General features: G+C 44.3%; 14 protein-coding genes. 4 read left to right on the top strand and 10 right to left on the bottom strand.

Annotated features, from left to right (window positions below; translation table 11 throughout):
- Positions 1–3: 3 nt before the first annotated feature.
- Entirely contained in the window at positions 4–1,020 is a 1,017-nt protein-coding gene (locus AC0YN7_RS12410; protein WP_475810313.1) for a Gfo/Idh/MocA family protein, read from the bottom strand.
- 316 nt (positions 1,021–1,336) lie between these two features.
- Between AC0YN7_RS12410 and AC0YN7_RS12405 the strand changes: the two genes are divergently transcribed.
- Positions 1,337–2,275, top strand: a complete 939-nt coding sequence (locus AC0YN7_RS12405) for an AraC family transcriptional regulator (RefSeq protein ID WP_475810312.1) — start codon at positions 1,337–1,339, stop codon at positions 2,273–2,275.
- 406 nt (positions 2,276–2,681) lie between these two features.
- On the opposite strand, the gene AC0YN7_RS12400 is transcribed toward AC0YN7_RS12405, so the two are convergent.
- Positions 2,682–3,656, bottom strand: coding sequence for a ring-cleaving dioxygenase (locus AC0YN7_RS12400; RefSeq protein ID WP_475810311.1), 975 nt, complete (start codon positions 3,654–3,656; stop codon positions 2,682–2,684).
- 1,138 nt (positions 3,657–4,794) lie between these two features.
- Positions 4,795–5,238: a MarR family winged helix-turn-helix transcriptional regulator gene (locus AC0YN7_RS12395; RefSeq protein WP_475810310.1), complete on the bottom strand. Its 444-nt coding sequence runs from the start codon at positions 5,236–5,238 to the stop codon at positions 4,795–4,797.
- Positions 5,239–5,507: 269 nt separating this feature from the next.
- Between AC0YN7_RS12395 and AC0YN7_RS12390 the strand changes: the two genes are divergently transcribed.
- Positions 5,508–6,017, top strand: coding sequence for a M15 family metallopeptidase (locus AC0YN7_RS12390; RefSeq protein ID WP_475810382.1), 510 nt, complete (start codon positions 5,508–5,510; stop codon positions 6,015–6,017).
- Between the two features lie 217 nt (positions 6,018–6,234).
- On the opposite strand, the gene AC0YN7_RS12385 is transcribed toward AC0YN7_RS12390, so the two are convergent.
- From AC0YN7_RS12385 to AC0YN7_RS12370, 4 genes are all read right to left on the bottom strand, one after another.
- A complete protein-coding gene (locus AC0YN7_RS12385) occupies positions 6,235–7,230 on the bottom strand; it encodes an LLM class flavin-dependent oxidoreductase (protein WP_475810309.1) in 996 nt (331 codons plus the stop codon).
- A 138-nt stretch (positions 7,231–7,368) separates the two neighbouring features.
- Positions 7,369–7,815, bottom strand: a complete 447-nt coding sequence (locus tag AC0YN7_RS12380; RefSeq protein WP_475810308.1) for an Rrf2 family transcriptional regulator — start codon at positions 7,813–7,815, stop codon at positions 7,369–7,371.
- A gap of 107 nt (positions 7,816–7,922) precedes the next feature.
- Complete coding sequence (locus AC0YN7_RS12375) at positions 7,923–8,837, bottom strand: aldo/keto reductase (RefSeq protein WP_475810307.1); 915 nt, start codon at positions 8,835–8,837, stop codon at positions 7,923–7,925.
- Positions 8,838–8,851: 14 nt separating this feature from the next.
- On the bottom strand, positions 8,852–9,502 hold the full coding sequence (locus tag AC0YN7_RS12370; RefSeq protein ID WP_475810306.1) for a FusB/FusC family EF-G-binding protein: 651 nt from the start codon (positions 9,500–9,502) through the stop codon (positions 8,852–8,854).
- Between the two features lie 196 nt (positions 9,503–9,698).
- Here AC0YN7_RS12370 and AC0YN7_RS12365 point away from each other — a divergent pair, with 196 nt between their 5' ends.
- Complete coding sequence (locus tag AC0YN7_RS12365; protein ID WP_475810305.1) at positions 9,699–13,040, top strand: DEAD/DEAH box helicase; 3,342 nt, start codon at positions 9,699–9,701, stop codon at positions 13,038–13,040.
- A gap of 91 nt (positions 13,041–13,131) precedes the next feature.
- Here the strand turns inward: AC0YN7_RS12365 and AC0YN7_RS12360 are convergent, their stop codons facing one another.
- Together AC0YN7_RS12360 and AC0YN7_RS12355 are read right to left on the bottom strand one after the other, a co-directional pair.
- Positions 13,132–13,482 carry a YmaF family protein gene (locus tag AC0YN7_RS12360; RefSeq protein WP_475810304.1) on the bottom strand — a complete coding sequence of 117 codons (351 nt, stop codon included), beginning with the start codon at positions 13,480–13,482 and terminating at the stop codon, positions 13,132–13,134.
- 203 nt (positions 13,483–13,685) lie between these two features.
- Positions 13,686–15,557 carry an ADP-ribosylglycohydrolase family protein gene (locus AC0YN7_RS12355; RefSeq protein ID WP_475810303.1) on the bottom strand — a complete coding sequence of 624 codons (1,872 nt, stop codon included), beginning with the start codon at positions 15,555–15,557 and terminating at the stop codon, positions 13,686–13,688.
- Between the two features lie 121 nt (positions 15,558–15,678).
- Between AC0YN7_RS12355 and AC0YN7_RS12350 the strand changes: the two genes are divergently transcribed.
- A complete protein-coding gene (locus AC0YN7_RS12350; protein WP_475810302.1) occupies positions 15,679–16,563 on the top strand; it encodes a helix-turn-helix transcriptional regulator in 885 nt (294 codons plus the stop codon).
- Between the two features lie 166 nt (positions 16,564–16,729).
- Here AC0YN7_RS12350 and AC0YN7_RS12345 read toward each other — a convergent pair whose 3' ends face one another.
- The gene (locus tag AC0YN7_RS12345) at positions 16,730–17,329 is read right to left on the bottom strand and encodes a DJ-1/PfpI family protein (protein WP_475810301.1); all 600 of its coding nucleotides are present in this window, start codon (positions 17,327–17,329) and stop codon (positions 16,730–16,732) included.
- Positions 17,330–17,418: the final 89 nt, after the last annotated feature.

Below are 17,418 nucleotides of genomic sequence, written 5' to 3'. Positions count from 1 at the left end.
TTTCTAACTATTCAAAAGGGATATACTCTTCCCTGAAGCAATCGATTCGTCAATCGCGAAGCTGACTTCCATTGATTTGTACGCATCCAGAAACTCACATCGAGTGGCTGAACCCGTTTGTACAGCCTGTATGAAGTCATCGATCTCTTCTACAAAAGGATGATGGGACACATCGCCGCTATCGGGCAAAATAGTCGGAATCACAGCGTAATCCGTTTGTCCGGGCAGCTTGTGCGTAAAGAGCTGATTATTCATAATCGCCCCCTTTTCTCCGAGTAAATGCACATTGAACCTATAGGGGGTTTTGCATTCCAGAGAGGACGACACCTTACCGATGCCTCCATTCTTCAGCTTAAGGATCGCTATCACATTCGGATCGAACTCGTATTCGGAGTCGGACCATGTACTACAGCTATATGCAGTAACTTCTGTTACCTCGCCAGCAAAATAGCGGACCGCATCAAGCGCGTGACAGCCTGCGGACAGCATACTGCTGCCACCGCGAGCCTTAGTCTTGCTCCAGCGGTATTGACCGTATTTGGGACCAACATGGTGCCAGTAATCGATTTGTGCCATATAGATTCGGCCGATCGCATCGTCATCAATCAAAGCCTTCGTATTAATCATTGAAGGATTCCAACGTAAGACGAAGCTAACAGCAGTGCGAACTGGATTCTTTTCTAGCGACTCAGCCATATTGAGCAGCCCTGCTCTATCCATTGCCAGCGGCTTTTCGAGTACCAGATGCTTGCCATATCGTGCTGCAAGTACCGCTTGCTCAGGACGAAGATCGGGTGTGGAGCATAATACAACGGCATCTACATTCGATGCTTTGATTGCTTCCTCATAATTTTCAGTTACGTTTGCTTGAATACCAAGTTCAGCCAGCTTGCTTCTGGCATGCTCGATATTCCGGCTCACCACTGTGACAACCTCGGCATCCGGCCTTTCTGCAATCGCTTTCAAATATTCTCCAGCTACCCAACCTGTTCCCACTACAACAAACCGTAAAATTCCCATGTTTGGCTCCTCCTTAAGAAGGTTTTCTCGATCTTGCTCCAGCTTTTCCCTGTCTGCCCATCCCTAATCGCTTTCTCTCCTCTGATAATTGTAATTCTCGCCTACTAAATATTGCCGCAATTTCTCTAGATTCATGGTTCACATAGATTATTATAATTCTTATGAAGGAATTAGAATTTAGATTACGAAACGTTCTTTTTGCACTTCTATTTACATTTTAGGCCGGAAAATTTACACTGATATTACAGCTCAATCGCAAACGACTGGCTGACCCTCACACCTGAAGCTAGTGGAAAAGGAAGAAGGATGATAAAGAATGGACTGGAAGCGTTATCATTTAGAGGAAAAAATTAGCGTTCTCAGTCTTGTCACCTGCTATTATTTCGAGTTGTCCAAAACATTTCGCTACGACGGTGAGAAGCATGATTTTTGGGAGATCGTATACGTGGACAAGGGGGAAGTTGAGGCCCAGACGGATTCCCAAACCTATTCACTCAAGCAGGGCGATTTACTTTTCCATGAGCCCAACGAATTCCACAACCTGGTTAGCAATGGGAAGATCGCGCCGGACATATTCATTGTAACGTTCGTCTGCAACTCGGATGTCATGTCATTTTTCACTAAAAATAAAATGTTCCGCCTCACCGAATACGAACGCTCAATCCTTGCTCTTCTTATGAAAGAAGGACTGTATGTCTTCGGTTCAGGATCGAATTCAGAGTCTGGTCCTGAGTTGAATTCAGGTCATCATTCCCCCTTGCTTCATGACAATCCATCCACTTTCGCTAGCGAGCAATTAGTCAAAATCTATATTGAATTGCTTTTAATCCAATTGATTCGCAACAAACATAACAAAGAAGATCGCTCATCCGCTTCGTCAACACGGAACAACCAAGCCAATCTCCTATCTGAGAAGATAGCCGCTTATATAACTGCCAATTTGGATAAAAGGTGGACGCTGAAGCAGTTATGCTCCGAATTCGGAATCGGACGGACGCAGATCAACATTTTATTCAAAGAAGCTACAGGCCTCGCTATTATTGAATATATGAACCAAATGAAAATTGAGAAGGCCAAAGCCTATATCCGCGAGGAGATTTACAATTTCACTGAGATCGCGGAATTGCTCGGATACAGCAGTGTCCATTACTTCTCCCGCCACTTCAAAATAGCCACGGGTATGACACCGTCCGAATACTCCAAAACAATTAAAGCGCGACTTTTGATCAACCATAAGCTGATTAACAAAAAGTAACCATTCACCTATTATTCAAAAGTGGCTCAAAACTAAAACCAGAGCTTAGCGGACTCAAAAATGGCTCAAAACAAAATCAAGAATTTGGTGTATATTGCTCGAAATAGACATACCAGAGCTGCAGATGCTACCTAAATGAAAAGCAGCGCCAAACAAAAAAGGCGGGCTATACGCAGCCGCGCAAACCCGCCAACGATCACCCGTGGAAAACCACGTATGAACATATAAGCACCAACCTTAGCACAAAATAGAATCCGTACCAAGACACCCTCTGATTTCAAAAACGTCTTTGCTGAGACCTCCTGGTAAGTAGGCCTCTATTCTAACCAGTGACATTTTGTTAGCACAATTAGGGTGATATTATCGCAACACAATTAGTGTTACATTATTGCAGACGTTTAAGTTTTTATAACGACTCAGTATTGAGCGGTTTCAATCTAGACTCGATTTGGGCTCTTTGGGACTCAAGGAATGGAGGCAAAGCGAGCGACTCGCCTAAGTGATCGATATGCTCATCTGTATCGAAGCCAGGCCCATCCGTTGCCAATTCGAAGAGAATACCATTCGGTTCGCGGAAGTAAAGGGAACGGAAATAGTAGCGATCAACAAAACCTGAGTTCGGAATTCTAACTCCGCGAATATGTTCAATCCATTCATGAAGCTCTTCATCGTTATCGACACGGAACGCTACGTGGTGAACCCCGCCGTGACCTTGCTGTTCACGCGGAAGATCATTCCGCTCCTCGATATGAACCTCTGCTCCACTTCCGCCTTCGCCTGTTTCAAATACAACGATATCTGGTTGACCCGATATTGTAGATGGGTATTGACCCTTCTGCCGGAAGCCCATTAGCTGCGTTAACACAACTACAGTCGGCTCTGGATTTTTCACGGTCAACTGAACGGGCCCAAGCCCGAGAATGCCATATTCCGTTGGCACAGTACTTTTATCCCAAGGATTACCGCCCTTAACCCCTTCGTTATGCTCATCCGATACCAATACTAGTCGCTGTCCCTCGAAGTCTCTAAAAGCGATTGTGTTTCTGCCAGCCCGCTCGATAATATCATCATGATCGACACTGAACTGCACAAATCTTTCCTTCCAATAGCGAAGCGCATCATCATTGGCCACGCGAAGCGACAAAGAGGAAATACTGCTTGTTCCCTCACGGTTTTTTCCGGTCATTGGGAATTCGAAGAAGGTCAGCTCTGTTCCTGGATTACCTTTCTCGTCCCCATAAAACAGATGATAGACAGATGTTTCATCTTGATTGACTGTTTTCTTGACCAAGCGAAGGCCTAATATTTGCGTGTAAAAGCTGAAATTTTCTGATGCTGTGCCCGTAATGGCTGATACGTGATGAATTCCTTTTAATTGCATATGAACAACCTCCTAAAAAGTTTTATTGTAACTGAACTCGTTAATTGCATGGGTGAAATTGAGGTTTCAACTTAAAGGCATGAACCTAAGCATTGAGCCTAGAGGCTTAAACCAATAGCTGTGAACCTAAAAGCCTAGACCAATAACCGTAAACCTGAACTTTGAACCTATAGTCGCCTGATTGTTAGGAGAACCTCAATAAGTATGAGTTCAGATTCACTAATCTCGATGCAGCTAAACCACCTGTATCCTATTAGTGAGGAAACCTCACCAATTATGAAGTCGAACTCACTAATTTCGTAGCAGCTAAACCACCTATTTCCAATTAGTGAGGGAACCTCACCAATTATGAGACCAGACTCACTAATTTCGTAGCAGCTTAACCACCTATTACCAATTAGTGAGGAAAACCTCACTAGCGATGAACCTAACCTCACGGGGAATGAGCTTTTCCTCACTGTTTCGACCAAGTCGTCCCAAATTACTTCTATTATTGAGATTTACCTCACTAATAAATGAATGTCCTCACTAATTTAAACTTATTGAGATTTGTCTCACATAATAAGGAGTTTCACTGGCAGTGCAGAACCGGCAGCGCAGAACTGGCAGTGCAGAACTGGCAGTGCAGATCTGGCAGTGCAGATCTGGTAGTGCAGAACTGGCAGTGCAGGTCTGGCAGTGCGGAACTGGCAGTGCGGAACTGGCAGTGCGGAACTGGCAGTGTAGGTCTGGCAGTGCGGAACTGGCAGTGCGGAACTGGCAGTGCAGAACTGGTAGCGCAGAACTGGTAGTGCAGATCTGGCAGTGCAGTGCAGGGCAAGTCAGGACATCCGGTTACTATCGTTCTATTTCGACTATCGTAAGGTTATCGGCAATTAGAATGGATATTGTCCATTCAATCACCTAATACTTCATCCCCATATGTGTTTGAATGGAAAAGATCCAATCAAATTGGTAGTTTGAAGCTCTTTTTCTGCGGAACGGACGATTAGGTTGGATGAAATACAGTCTGGGACAAAGGGACAAACACATCGTCTTTGATGCATAGCTGATTATATGAATTACAGTCAAATACGACTAATGAAGAATAGGCTTTTCTCACTTTCTGTCAAGCGCTGACTTTCAGGTTAGACCAAAATTAATTTTGAATTTTTTTTAGCAAACCGATAAGCTGCTTTTTCTCTTCCTCGTTCAGCCCTTTAAATTGCGACGCCTGAAAATACTCCTGTACAGGAACGACGTCGTGAAATAACGCTTTACCTTTGTCTGTGAGGGAAACGAATTTCGTTTTCCATTCCTGCTCCCGTTTCACAAAGCCCAGCTCCTCCAGTTTACCCAACAGCTGTGTTATATTTCCTTTTGTAACTAAAAGCTTATCAGCCAGCTGCTGCTGCGTCAGACGATCATTCGTGCCGATTTGAGCCAGCAGGTCAAATTGCGCTACGGTCAGATCCCATCTTTTCAAATGTTGATGTGTCTCGCGAACGCTTTGATTATAAACCCGTGATAGCCGATACCATATATTTAAGCCTAATCGTTTATCACGGATTTTTGAGAAGGAATCTGTTTCGTTATGCTCCATACATTCACCTCACAGCTTCGATATATCATCAGTTTAGATATAAACTAATATAAAGTCAACCGTCTTCCACTAATCCCCTACCAGAGGCTAGGGTAACCTTGCCCACAGTATGATAAGATAAGCGGATAACTTGGAAGAGGAGAACCTGCATGCTCGAGCGCAATTCGTTATCGACGAATCAACCGCCTGTCGGAAGGATAAATCCGAACTTTAACACGCAAAAGAAGCGCAAACGAAATAGATGGCTTGTGCTGATCATCCTTGCTTTTATGGCAGCAATTATATGGAAAGTGTACCCTATCGATAATCGATTCATCCCTTACATTAATAGTGATCCTGTACCTCCTGTTACTGAGCTCCACCCCATCGTATCCACCAAGCAAGCCGAGTTAATTACTGCTACTAGCAAAATAGGTATTACAATTCTGATTACGGACGGCTTTCGATCGAGCGAGGAACAGGATGTTTTGCACGCAAAAGGTCGCACTGCAGAAGGATCAGTGGTAACTCATGCTCGCGGCGGACAATCCTATCATAATTACGGGCTTGCGATTGATTTTGCGCTGAGAACGTCTAAGGGCAAGGTAATATGGGATATGGAATATGACGGAAACAAAAATGGAAAGCCGGACTGGATGGAAGTCGTAGCAATAGCGAAGGAGCTTGGCTTCTCTTGGGGAGGCGACTGGGAAAATTTCAAAGATTATCCGCATCTGCAAATGGATTTTGGTTATTCAATCCGTCAGCTTCAGAGAGGGGCCAGACCCCCTACGGAATAGCTATCACGTGTAAAATAAGTAAAATAAAAACGGGTTTCTCCAATAGGTTCGAATGGACCTTTTAGGAAAAACCCGTTTTTTTATTTAAACTACTCGAGCGCTTTGTAGCACTTCAGCGTAACTAGCATTTGTGTAAAATCAACCTTCTAAGTCAACTTTCGATGCTGTCTTTCGATGCTTTCATTCGAAGCTTTAATACTAAGTAACCTTCTCTTCCTTATAAACCCGCAATAATTTCATAGGACCGCAAACGCGCCTTATGCTCAAAAATATGAGCGGCTACCATAATCTCGTCCGCTTGCGTAGCTTCTATATATTGCTCCAACTTAGCTTTCACCGTTTCAGGTCCACCTATAATAGTAGAGCCTAACTGCTGCTGTAGAGCAACTTTTTCCTGTTCATTCCAAATTCTGTCCATATCATCTACTGGCGGGGCTAACGGGCTGCGTTTATTGCGAATAAATGACAGGAATTGCTGCTGCATCGACGTCGCTAAGTATGCCGCTTGCCCATCCGTATCTGCTGCAACTACATTGACTGCTACCATGCCATAAGGTTTATCCAGCACCTCTGATGGCTGAAAGTTGTTGCGATACAAATTCATAGCCGGTACGGTAAAGTTGGGCGAGAAATGACCAGCAAAAGCAAACGGTAGGCCCAGCTTAGCAGCTAGCATCGCACTGAAATCACTTGATCCCAGCAGCCAAATCGGGATGTTCAAGCCCTCTCCTGGAATAGCTCTAACAGGAATGCCGACTGATGATCTTTCCGGGTCTAAAAATGCGCGCAATTCCTCTAGCTTCTCCGGAAAATCCTGTCCGTTGCTATGGCGACTGCCTCTGAGCGCTGCAGCCGTAAGGCCATCTGTACCTGGCGCTCGGCCAAGCCCTAAATCTATGCGGCCTGGGAACAACGATTCCAGCGTCCCAAATTGCTCCGCAATAACAAGCGGTGCATGGTTTGGCAGCATTATGCCGCCTGAGCCCACTCGTATCGATATTGTTCCTGCCGCAACATGACCAATGACGATAGAGGTTGCTGAGCTCGCAATGCTCGGCGCATTATGATGCTCCGCAAGCCAGTAGCGATTGTAGCCCCATTTTTCTGCATGCTGAGCTAGGTCTAGCGTATTGCTTAGTGATTCAGAGACAGATCCGCCTTCGACGATGGGGGAGACATCAAGCACGGACATAGGAATATTAAATGCATTCATATATTTCGTATTCGCTGTAATAACGTTCACCTACTTTATAATATTTGCAAAAATATAAACGCTCTGTTCGTATCTGTTTCTAACTGTATGATTTTCAAATACATTAAAACCAAAAATAGAAGGCGAACTTCTATTTCGTTAGAGCTGTTTCGGCTGCATTTTCTGCTGACACTGCTGCTTTATTCTATCCAATACGGTCTGAATCGTATTCTGCTCTAAGTAAGCTTCATAATAAAGCTCCGCTTCATGGAAGAAATGATCCATCACACCTTGGATATTCGCAGAAATAAGACAAGACTCATCCGGGTTTCCCGAACACCAATGCGGCTTTAACGTCCCGCCGGAAAGAGCGCGATAGATTTGAGCAAGCGTAACTTCCTGCGGATCACAGTTCAAAATATATCCGCCGCCGATACCCTCCTTCGTTTTCACGAAACCATGCTTTCGAAGGCCGCTCATAATTTTTCGTATTCGCGTAGGATTGGTTGCTACGTTACGCGCGATCGTTTCGCTGCTTGCCATATGATCAGGCGTATAAGCGAGCAGCACTAGACTATGAACCGCAACCGTAAATTCACTATTCAATATTCCACTCCCTTTCGAGAAGCTTACTGTAATTTTATTAGATACAGTTAATAATGTCAAATCCAATTCATAGATTTGTCATTTTCGAACCTTTGGTTTTTTCGAAACTAACGATGCTGCTCATATCGGCTTAGCTTGCTTATCCTGCGAATTTCTTCACACTCTGACGCCGATAATACCTCTACTTCTGCTGTCTGAACATTGCTCAGCAGCTGCTCTAATGAGCTTGCTCCAGGAATCGTTGTTGCGACAACAGGATTAGACAACACATAACGCATTGCTAAATGCGTGAGCTCGCGAGAATCGCTTGCTCCGCCCAGCGTCATCAAGCCTTCTCGCAGCGCCAATAGTTCCTCCATACTGTAATCCAAGTAACCTTTAGCCGATTTTTCTTGCCCGTTATTCGTCAAAATCCCTATGGCTACGGGACCTCTAGCTATTAGACTAATTCCTTTATCAGCAAGCAGCGGCAGCACACTCTCCTCTGGTCGTCTATCCAAAATGCTGTACTGGCTCATTACACTCACAATATTAGAACGCTCCGCAAATTCCCTAATGACATTCGGACGTATGGAGGATATCCCATAATAACGAATATACCCTTCCTGCTTAAGCTCCTCAAAAGCCTCGATTGTCTCATCGATCGGATCGTCAAGAGTACCGCCATGCAGCTGGTATAAATCGATATAATCGGTCTGCAGTCTGCGAAGGCTATCTTTTACCGCTTCTTTAATGTAAGCTTTTGATGGATCCCAAGTCCAGCCTTCCTTGCCCGTTTCCCAACGATTTCCGACCTTCGTCGCCAGTACTATATCAGCGCGGCGGCCGCGAATCGCTCTGCCAATAATCTCCTCATTAAGTCCCTCGTTATAGAGATCAGCTGTATCAAGAAAATTCACACCGCGCTCCAATGCTTCATGAATAAGTGCTTCGGCCTTCGCCCTATCCGTCCCTAGCGACATACATCCTAGACCAATCTCACTGACATAAAGCTCGGATTGACCCAAACGGTTTAATTTCATTTTAACCCCTCCATTTAGCCAATAATCTGTCCGATAAATGCTTCTAAATTCGTTATATCCGTAATCTGTTTATTACAATGTGCACTATCCACGCACATATAATTGCCTACTGCTTTATAATAATCAGGCGAGCTGCTTCCCTTGGTTTTAGCAATTGCTGTAACGAGCGCAACATTCCCATAGCTGTTGCATAGCGAGCATATGCTTTTCTTATTCGTTATCGTATACCGACATTCTATGCCGACAAGCTTATCATTCCTTACATAAACCATATACAGTTTAGTTGTAGCTATATCAATCCAGCCTAAATAAGTTAACGAATTCACGTCAACAGCAGATAAATCGGGCAGCTTGAGCTTCTTAGCCTTCGGAAACAGCTTTTTAATCGCAGCCTCAGTCACCGTTGGAAAAGATATCTTATATGGAGACAGCGCATTAAGCTCGTTCTCATACTCCACCTTACTCATACGCTTGAAAAGCGGCGTCATTAATACATGCTGCTCCTCTGTCAAATGGCCAAAAAGCTCAGCCACATGACTCTCCGCTGAATGGATGACAGCATTAAGCACTTTACGGTCAGTAGCAGAATTGTATTCACGCTGCAAGAAATCGGTATGACGCTTGACCCCATTAAATTGATGGTTATAAATAAAAGGTTCAATCATAGAAACAAGAACACCTCCATAACTCCACGTAACAGCTTCATTTTTTCCAGCTTCATTCAAGCATACACAAGGTCACCTTTTTTGGCAAAATACAAGTCAATTATAATCAGCTCTCCCAAATTTATTATTAAATTTCTGGTATCATAGAAGGACAAACATTTCTTCATCACTACGTTAATAAGGAAGGATCATAAACATGAGCTTTCAGTTGACTAAACGGGTCATTAAGCTGCTGTGCGGCGAGCTCTCTTACGAGAGAGGGGAAGCTTACTTCCTGGACAACAAAGTGACTCTTACCAATAATGATCCCGAAACTTCTATTTATAAAGCCATCGTCAAAGACGATAAAAATTACGATATTTCAATCGAAATTGATTATAACGGTGATGTGGATGCAGAATGCACCTGCCTCGCTTTTTATACATCTGACAAGCTCTGCAAGCATGTTGCTGCCGCGCTGCTGCATATACAACATATGAAGCAAGACGGCGGGAATGAACCGACACGTTTCTATAATTCCATCCTTTATCCGGAGGATCCATTTCTAGGGGAAATAGGTCAGCTTCAGACAAGGACCAGCACGTTGAGGACAAGGTCTTCTTCTAACTCTTCTGATGATGACGCTATGTTAACGAGCAGCATGCTGGGACTATTCAGCGAAAAACCGCTGCGCCCAAGTAATGCTACGCCTTTTTTTGATACAAGGACTGTCCTTGATGTCGCGTTTACCTGCAAACCATTTCATTATGGCGATCGGAAATATATGTTCGGCATTGAGCTCAAGGTCGGACCGAAACGACCATATATCGTACAGAAGCTAAGAGAATTTCTCGACCGGATCGATCGTCGGCAAAGCTATGTTTTCTCCAAGCATTTCACTTTCGATCCCGCGCTGCATAGCTTCTCCGTACAGGATGACGCCATAATTCGGCAGCTTATTCACATCTATCACAATGAAAAAATGTACCGTGAAACGACCAGCGCATATGAGAATCACAACAAAAATTTGAGCGGAGATCGTATGTTACTTGTTCCTCCGGCCTCTTGGGAGATTTTGCAGCCTTTACTATCTGCAGCGTCTTCCGCATTTCTCGATTACAACAACAGCAGCTTTACAGGCATAGAATTATCCGATGAACAGATCCCGCTCCAATTTGAGTTCAACCAAGCAGATAGTGAGGGCTACCAGTTAGAAGTTGAGGGGATAGAAAATCTAATTATATTGGAAGCATACGGTGTTGTCCTCTCAGGTGGCAGGCTGCTAAAACTGCAAACTGAGCAATGCAAGCGCCTCTCCGAGCTGAAGTATATGCTCGATGCTACCAACAAGCAGCAAATCAAAATCTCGCCAGAGCAAATGGAGCCTTTTATGGAAAAGGTCGTGCCCGGCTTAATGAAGCTCGGCAGTGTACGTATTGCCCAGACCGTCTCTGAACGTATTACGCATACGCCTTTAAAAGCGAAGCTGTACTTGGACCGCTTGAAGGACCGCCTGCTTGCCAGTCTAGATTTTCAATACGGTGATATTATTATAAATCCATTAGAAGGAAGCGGTCAGAAGCGCGGCTCCGATCGTATCCTTATGCGGGATGGGGAGCAGGAACGTCGGATTTTAGAGCTAATGGAGCTAAGCCCCTTCGCCAAAACAGAGAGCGGCTATTTCATGGAGGACGAGGACAGCGAATATGATTTTTTGTACCATGTCATTCCGCAGTTGGAAAAGCTGCTCGACGTCTACGCCACATCAGCCGTGAAAATAAGAATTTTCACCGAACATGCGCCACCACAAATAACAGTAAATGTGGACGAGCGCACCGATTGGCTCGAATTCAAATTTGATATGGCTGGCATTCCAGATACGGATGTCCGCGCTGTGCTTAAATCACTTGAGGAAAAGCGAAAATATTATAAGCTGCCTAATGGCGCGTTAATGCCGCTGGAAAGCGCGGAATTTCAGGAGATCATTCGATTCATAAACGAGGTAGGCATACGTAAAGGGGATATAAAAGGAGCGGAAATCAGCATTCCTGTCGTTCGCGGACTTCACTTGATGGATTCCCAAAGACAAGGTCATGCTGTTACTTTAGGAAAGTCGTTCCGTCGACTATTGGAAAACATGCGCAACCCAGACAATCTGGACTTTGCCGTGCCGGAGCATCTTGCCACCGTACTTCGGGATTACCAGCAATATGGATTCCAATGGATGAAGACGCTCGCTCATTACCGATTTGGCGGCATTTTGGCAGATGACATGGGGCTTGGAAAAACGATTCAAAGCATCGCGTTTATCGTGTCTGTGTTGCCTGAGATTAGAAGTCAGGAGCTGCCGGTTATTATCGTTTCCCCTGCTTCACTCGTTTATAACTGGCTGAATGAGTTGAAGCGGTTCGCGCCTGAGGTCCGGGCTGTCATCGCCGACGGAAGTAAAGAAGAACGCAGCAGTGTCCTAAAGGGAGGATCAGAAGTAGACGTTATTATTACATCCTACCCGCTGCTGCGAAGAGATATTGCGCAATATGAGCAGCAATCCTTCCATACGCTTATTTTGGATGAAGCACAGACTTTCAAGAACCATACGACTCAGACAGCGCAAGCCGTCAAACGGCTTCAAGCTCGTTACCATTTTGCCCTTACTGGAACTCCGGTTGAGAATCGGCTGGAGGAGCTATGGTCGATATTTGACGCCGTATTCCCAGCATTGTTCCCTGGAAGAAAGGAATTTGGCGAGCTTTCCAGAGAAACCGTGGCAAAACGAATTCGTCCATTTCTACTGCGCCGCTTGAAAAAGGATGTACTGAAGGAGCTGCCGGATAAGATCGAATCGCTTCAAGCCTCCGAGCTACTGCCCGATCAGAAGAAGCTGTACGTGTCCTATTTAGCTGAGCTTCAAGCCGAAGCAGTCAAGCATTTACACGCGAAGGACTTCCAGAAAAATCGCATTCGCATATTAGCCGGTCTAACAAGGCTACGCCAGCTTTGCTGTCATCCATCTCTGTTTGTCGAAGGCTATACAGGCAGCTCAGCTAAATTCGAGCAGTTGATGGAGCTTGTAGAGGAGTGCCGCAGCGCTGGAAAACGGATGCTCGTATTCTCGCAGTTTACCCAGATGCTAGGCTTAATCAGCAAGGAGCTCGGTTATCAAGGTGTCTCACATTTTTACTTAGACGGCCAAACACCAGGCTCCAAACGAGTAGAGCTATGCAACCGATTTAACGACGGCGAACGAGATCTGTTTCTCATTTCATTAAAGGCTGGCGGAACCGGATTAAACCTAACTGGTGCGGACACCGTTATCCTCTATGATCTTTGGTGGAATCCAGCTGTTGAACAGCAAGCAGCCGACCGCGCACATCGCATTGGGCAGAAGAACGTCGTCCAGGTTATCCGCCTCGTCGCGCAAGGTACGGTGGAGGATAAAATGTACGAGCTCCAACAGAAAAAAAAGAACCTCATCGACGAAGTGATCCAGCCTGGCCAGGAGGCGCTTTCCTCCCTATCGGAGCAGGATATTCGAGAGATTCTGATGATTACCGATTAATGAACCAATAAAACTACAATAAGCTATCGCATTATCGCGGTAGCTTATTTGTAGTTATTTTTATAGAAAACCTTAGTTAATTACTTACACGTTATACAAGAGGCTTTTGAATTAAAGTAGCGAAATTGAACTGATGCACATGACCATCGTTTAGTGTAGTCATTCCTTTTACAAAGTGCACATGTTTACCATTACCGACAGGGATTGCAAGTCCGGTTCTTATTTTTTTGAGATTATGAAAATGGTTCAAGAAATCAGTATGAGTGAGGTCTATTTCATGGACATGACTGTTACCAACACGGATCACTTGACCAGTAACTCCTGCAAAACGATGATTATGTCTATCTGCACCTTGTTCCGCTAATTTTGTGCTGCCTTCAAATTCATGTAAATGTGTCTGTCTTCTTATTTTAGTGCATCTTTTCATTACTCTTTTCCTCATAAAAATCCCTCCCCTAGGATCAAGATAAAACTTGATTCTGTATCATATATAAATCCGTTAAAATAAGTGTTAGACATCAGCACAATTAATTCAGAAATGACAAAAGGAGCAGGCTGCCACGTTTATCGCGGTATCCTGCTCCTTCGTATGTTGAGGTCCATATTAAAATCTAACTTTGATCCTCGAAACAGAACTTAATCATTTTATTGCTGTGGAAGGAATATAATATCCGTCATGAAATAATTCGGTCCGGGTGTTTCTGTCTCCCAACTAGCGACAGGAACTACGATAATATCTAGAGGAGCAGCGCCTTTTTCCACCTCTAGCTCGATCAGATAATCTCCTGCTTGCATTTCAATCTCTACATATTTATCAGAAGACACACGATGGAATGCTGGCATGAAATCCGTTATTTGGTTGCTTTCGATAACTGTTTCTCCATTTATCCGAAGCTTAATCGGTGCTTCTGTTGCAGTGATCCATTTGACCTTACGACTAGTTGGAATTCGGACTAAGGAGGACGCTTTGTACGTTCCTTGCGAATCAGTTCCGATTAATTCACCAAATGATAAACAGTTTCCAGAAACAGTTGCTTGTGTGATTTCACCCGTCGATGCTTCAATCGTCCAATGTGTCGCTAACACGAGTGAAAACGGAACGGATTCTGTATTCCAGATTAAGTTGTCATGTAACCGGTGGATAAGAAGCTCTAGCGGATAATTCGATAACAAATTACCCTCTTGCTGAACAACCATCTCCCAAGATACCTTAGCACCAGGCGCGATTTCGAAGCCAGCCTCGATGCTGGAAGCCTGTCTCCATTCTAGCGGAAGCTTGAGCTCAATTATACCTTTCCATGGTTCTCTGGACTCATTCGTCAATGTAAAAGAAATTGACTTGCTGCCTTTCGCGCCGATAACAGGCCCTTCGCTCCCATAATCCACAACAAGCGATAGTCCGACTCCTTGAGCGGTCGTGCCCCTAGGTAACAAATATCGATTTTGGAATGGTGCTATCCTATTTTTGACCGAACTCGGTGACGGAGTAAGCTCTCCTGATGTTGATTCTGTTTTTGAGATACGGATATCCAGGTTCCAAGCCGCGATGACTTCATGTCCAATTCGAATCGTTCGCTCCGTTAACTCTGTTAGATTTATCGGTGCCGGGAATCCTTTAATAGGTGGACTAACAACTACACGGTCGCCGACTGGCTCAATCCAACGCTGTGGCAAGCTATCTGACCCGCCTAATATACCGAGAATTGATCCCAAGGTCGCAGCCGTGCAATCCGTATCATATCCGCAATTCACCGCCTTCAGAATCGCGTCGCCAAAGTCCTCTCCGTACAACCAGCCAAGTATCGTAAATGCGATATTTTGCGGTGCATCTGTAAAATTCGGGTGGCCATGATGCTCTAATATCAACCTTCTTGTCTCGATCCAATCGATGCCTTCTTGGTGCCAGCGAAGTAAGTCGTTGACAGCGACTGCTGTACGGGAATCCTTAGGAATATACGATAAGCCGATCTGGATTAACCTATCTCTATCACTTTCCACGAAAGCGGCACTCTCAATCGCAGCGAAAAATACTTCTCCCCAAACGCCCTCTCCCCCAGCATGATCGACTATTGCATCTTCGTAAGCATAGGCCGCAGCTCTATCAGGCGCTCCGGGTGATACCATCGCCCAAATCTCGGATCGAATCGGAGACCCCATGCAATCTTTGAAAGGATTATTAAACCATCCCGCTACTGGAGGAACTAATCCTCTTCTAAGGTTGGCAAGCGCATAACCGTATTCATCAAACGGGAAAAAGATATGCTCCATCCACTCTTGCCCGAGTTCTTTAGAAGTAAGCTTTGCCCCATATTGCTCCAATGCGTGAAGCCATACCAACTGTAAGTCCAAATCATCATTCTCAAGAGGCTCATCTGGAAGCACAGGGTAAAAAGTAAGATCTAACAACTCCATTTTTCCCTCTACAGGAACACCGAGTGTTCCTCCAATATTTTTACCGAGCCAGCCTCCATACACCTTACGGTAGTAATCCTTCTCATTCAGTACAAGCTTACTCATCGTCAGCCATCCTCCCACAAACTTAAATATAATGCTATAATTACAACTTAACTCCATTTCCTCTTGCTGAGAATGGACGGTATTAAGATGTTCGCATCATTAAATCTTAGAGGTGAACTGGATGTTTTTCTCGTTAAATAGCCGTACGCACTTAGAGGTGAAGTGGGCGAATATCCACAAAGGGAACTCTTCATTCTTCAAAACACCTCACAGCAACCCGCACTATAATCTTATTCTCGTCATTGATGGACCCGTCTATCTAGAAATGGATGGCGTTCAATTGACGCTGCATTCAGGAGAGTTCCTTCTACTCGCTCCTTGGCAGGAGCATCAGGGCTGGAAGCCATTAGAGGAGCATGCAGGTTTCTTCTGGATTCAATTTTCCTCTGACATAAAGCTCGAGCTTATTGATGACAAAGTGTTGAATAATGAAGATTTCCACCTTCTGATGCCCGAATCCAATGAGCTGCGCACCTTCTCTGGAAATCAGATACGCATACTCATCCCTCAAAGAATGCCGACGCAAGGACGATTCGAGCTTATGGTCTTGTTTGAGAGACTATTACGAGAATTAGAACGCCCGCAAGGCTACTTTCATGTCCGTATTTCCCTCTTATTGTGGACTATTATTGAGAGGGTCGCAGACGAGACGCTTCGAAATCGCAATGTTGACCCCGCTTTACCAGCTTCATTCCTAACCTATAGGAGAATCGTGAATTTTCTAGAGGAATCGTTTACTAAAGATAAGACTAAAGCTTTCTATGAGCAAACTCTCAATCTTAAATATGAATACATATGCAATGTATTCAAGAAATACTCAGGCATCACCATTACCACCTATATTCAATTTTTACGTATACAACAATCACAAGATTTGCTTCGTCGAACGGATAAGTTGATTAATCAGATTGCCGAGGAAGTCGGTTACGAAGACCCTTTTTACTTCTCGAAAATTTTCAAAAAAACGATTGGAATGACACCAACCCAGTTTCGGGAGGAGGGGTGATAATACGTGGAGGTTGTTAACCGATCAACAGCTGCTTCACGTTAAGGGGCATTCAGAAGGAGATCGAGGAGGCAGCTCCATCATTGGAAGCCTCCCTACTCTAATTTTCATCATCCACGATAGAGTAACTGTCATAGAACGCTAAACTACTTCATGTTTCTTTAGACTAATCAAGAGGCATATAAATATCCGTTAAATTACCTGGCTTATAGTACGGATAATCCAGCATCACTCGCGCTTGTTGCGCAAACTCAGCGTTTGTAAGTGATTCGATTAAATACAAGCCTAAATCTATGGATGCCGTTACTCCGCCGCCCGTAAATAGATTACCGTCCCTTACAATTCGAGCCTTGATGACCTCCGAGCAATAGGGTGTTAATAAATCGTATGCCTTTGGATTCGTTGTAGCTTTTTTTCCATTCAAAAACCCAGCCGCGCCAAGCAGCAAAGCTCCCGTACAAACGGATGCTTTATATTCAACAGCCTCCCCTGTTTGAATCCACGAAATAAAATCAGTATCGTATCTAAGCTTTCTCGTAGCAAATCCTCCTGGGATAAATAGAAGGTCATAAACAGACAGATCGGGATACACATCCTTAACTTTTATGGTCATCCCCCTATCATCGGTTACTTCCTCCTTATTGGAACAGAAATCCCACGATACATTATCAATAGCTTTCATTATACCTATACTCGTTACTGCCTCATAAAAACCAATAAAGTCCATTGTCGTCATGCCATCAAAAAGTATAAATGCCATTTTCATGTCTAATTCTGATCCCCTTCCGCACTAATGATTTAAGGGAAATATTAACATACAGAAAAACTATTGGCGATAGAAAAGTTCTCTCTTAC

The sequence above is a fragment of the Paenibacillus sp. J31R122 genome, from assembly GCF_056269185.1.
Note: the sequence above shows the minus strand (reverse complement) of the source record. Positions and strands in the feature narration are given on the sequence as shown.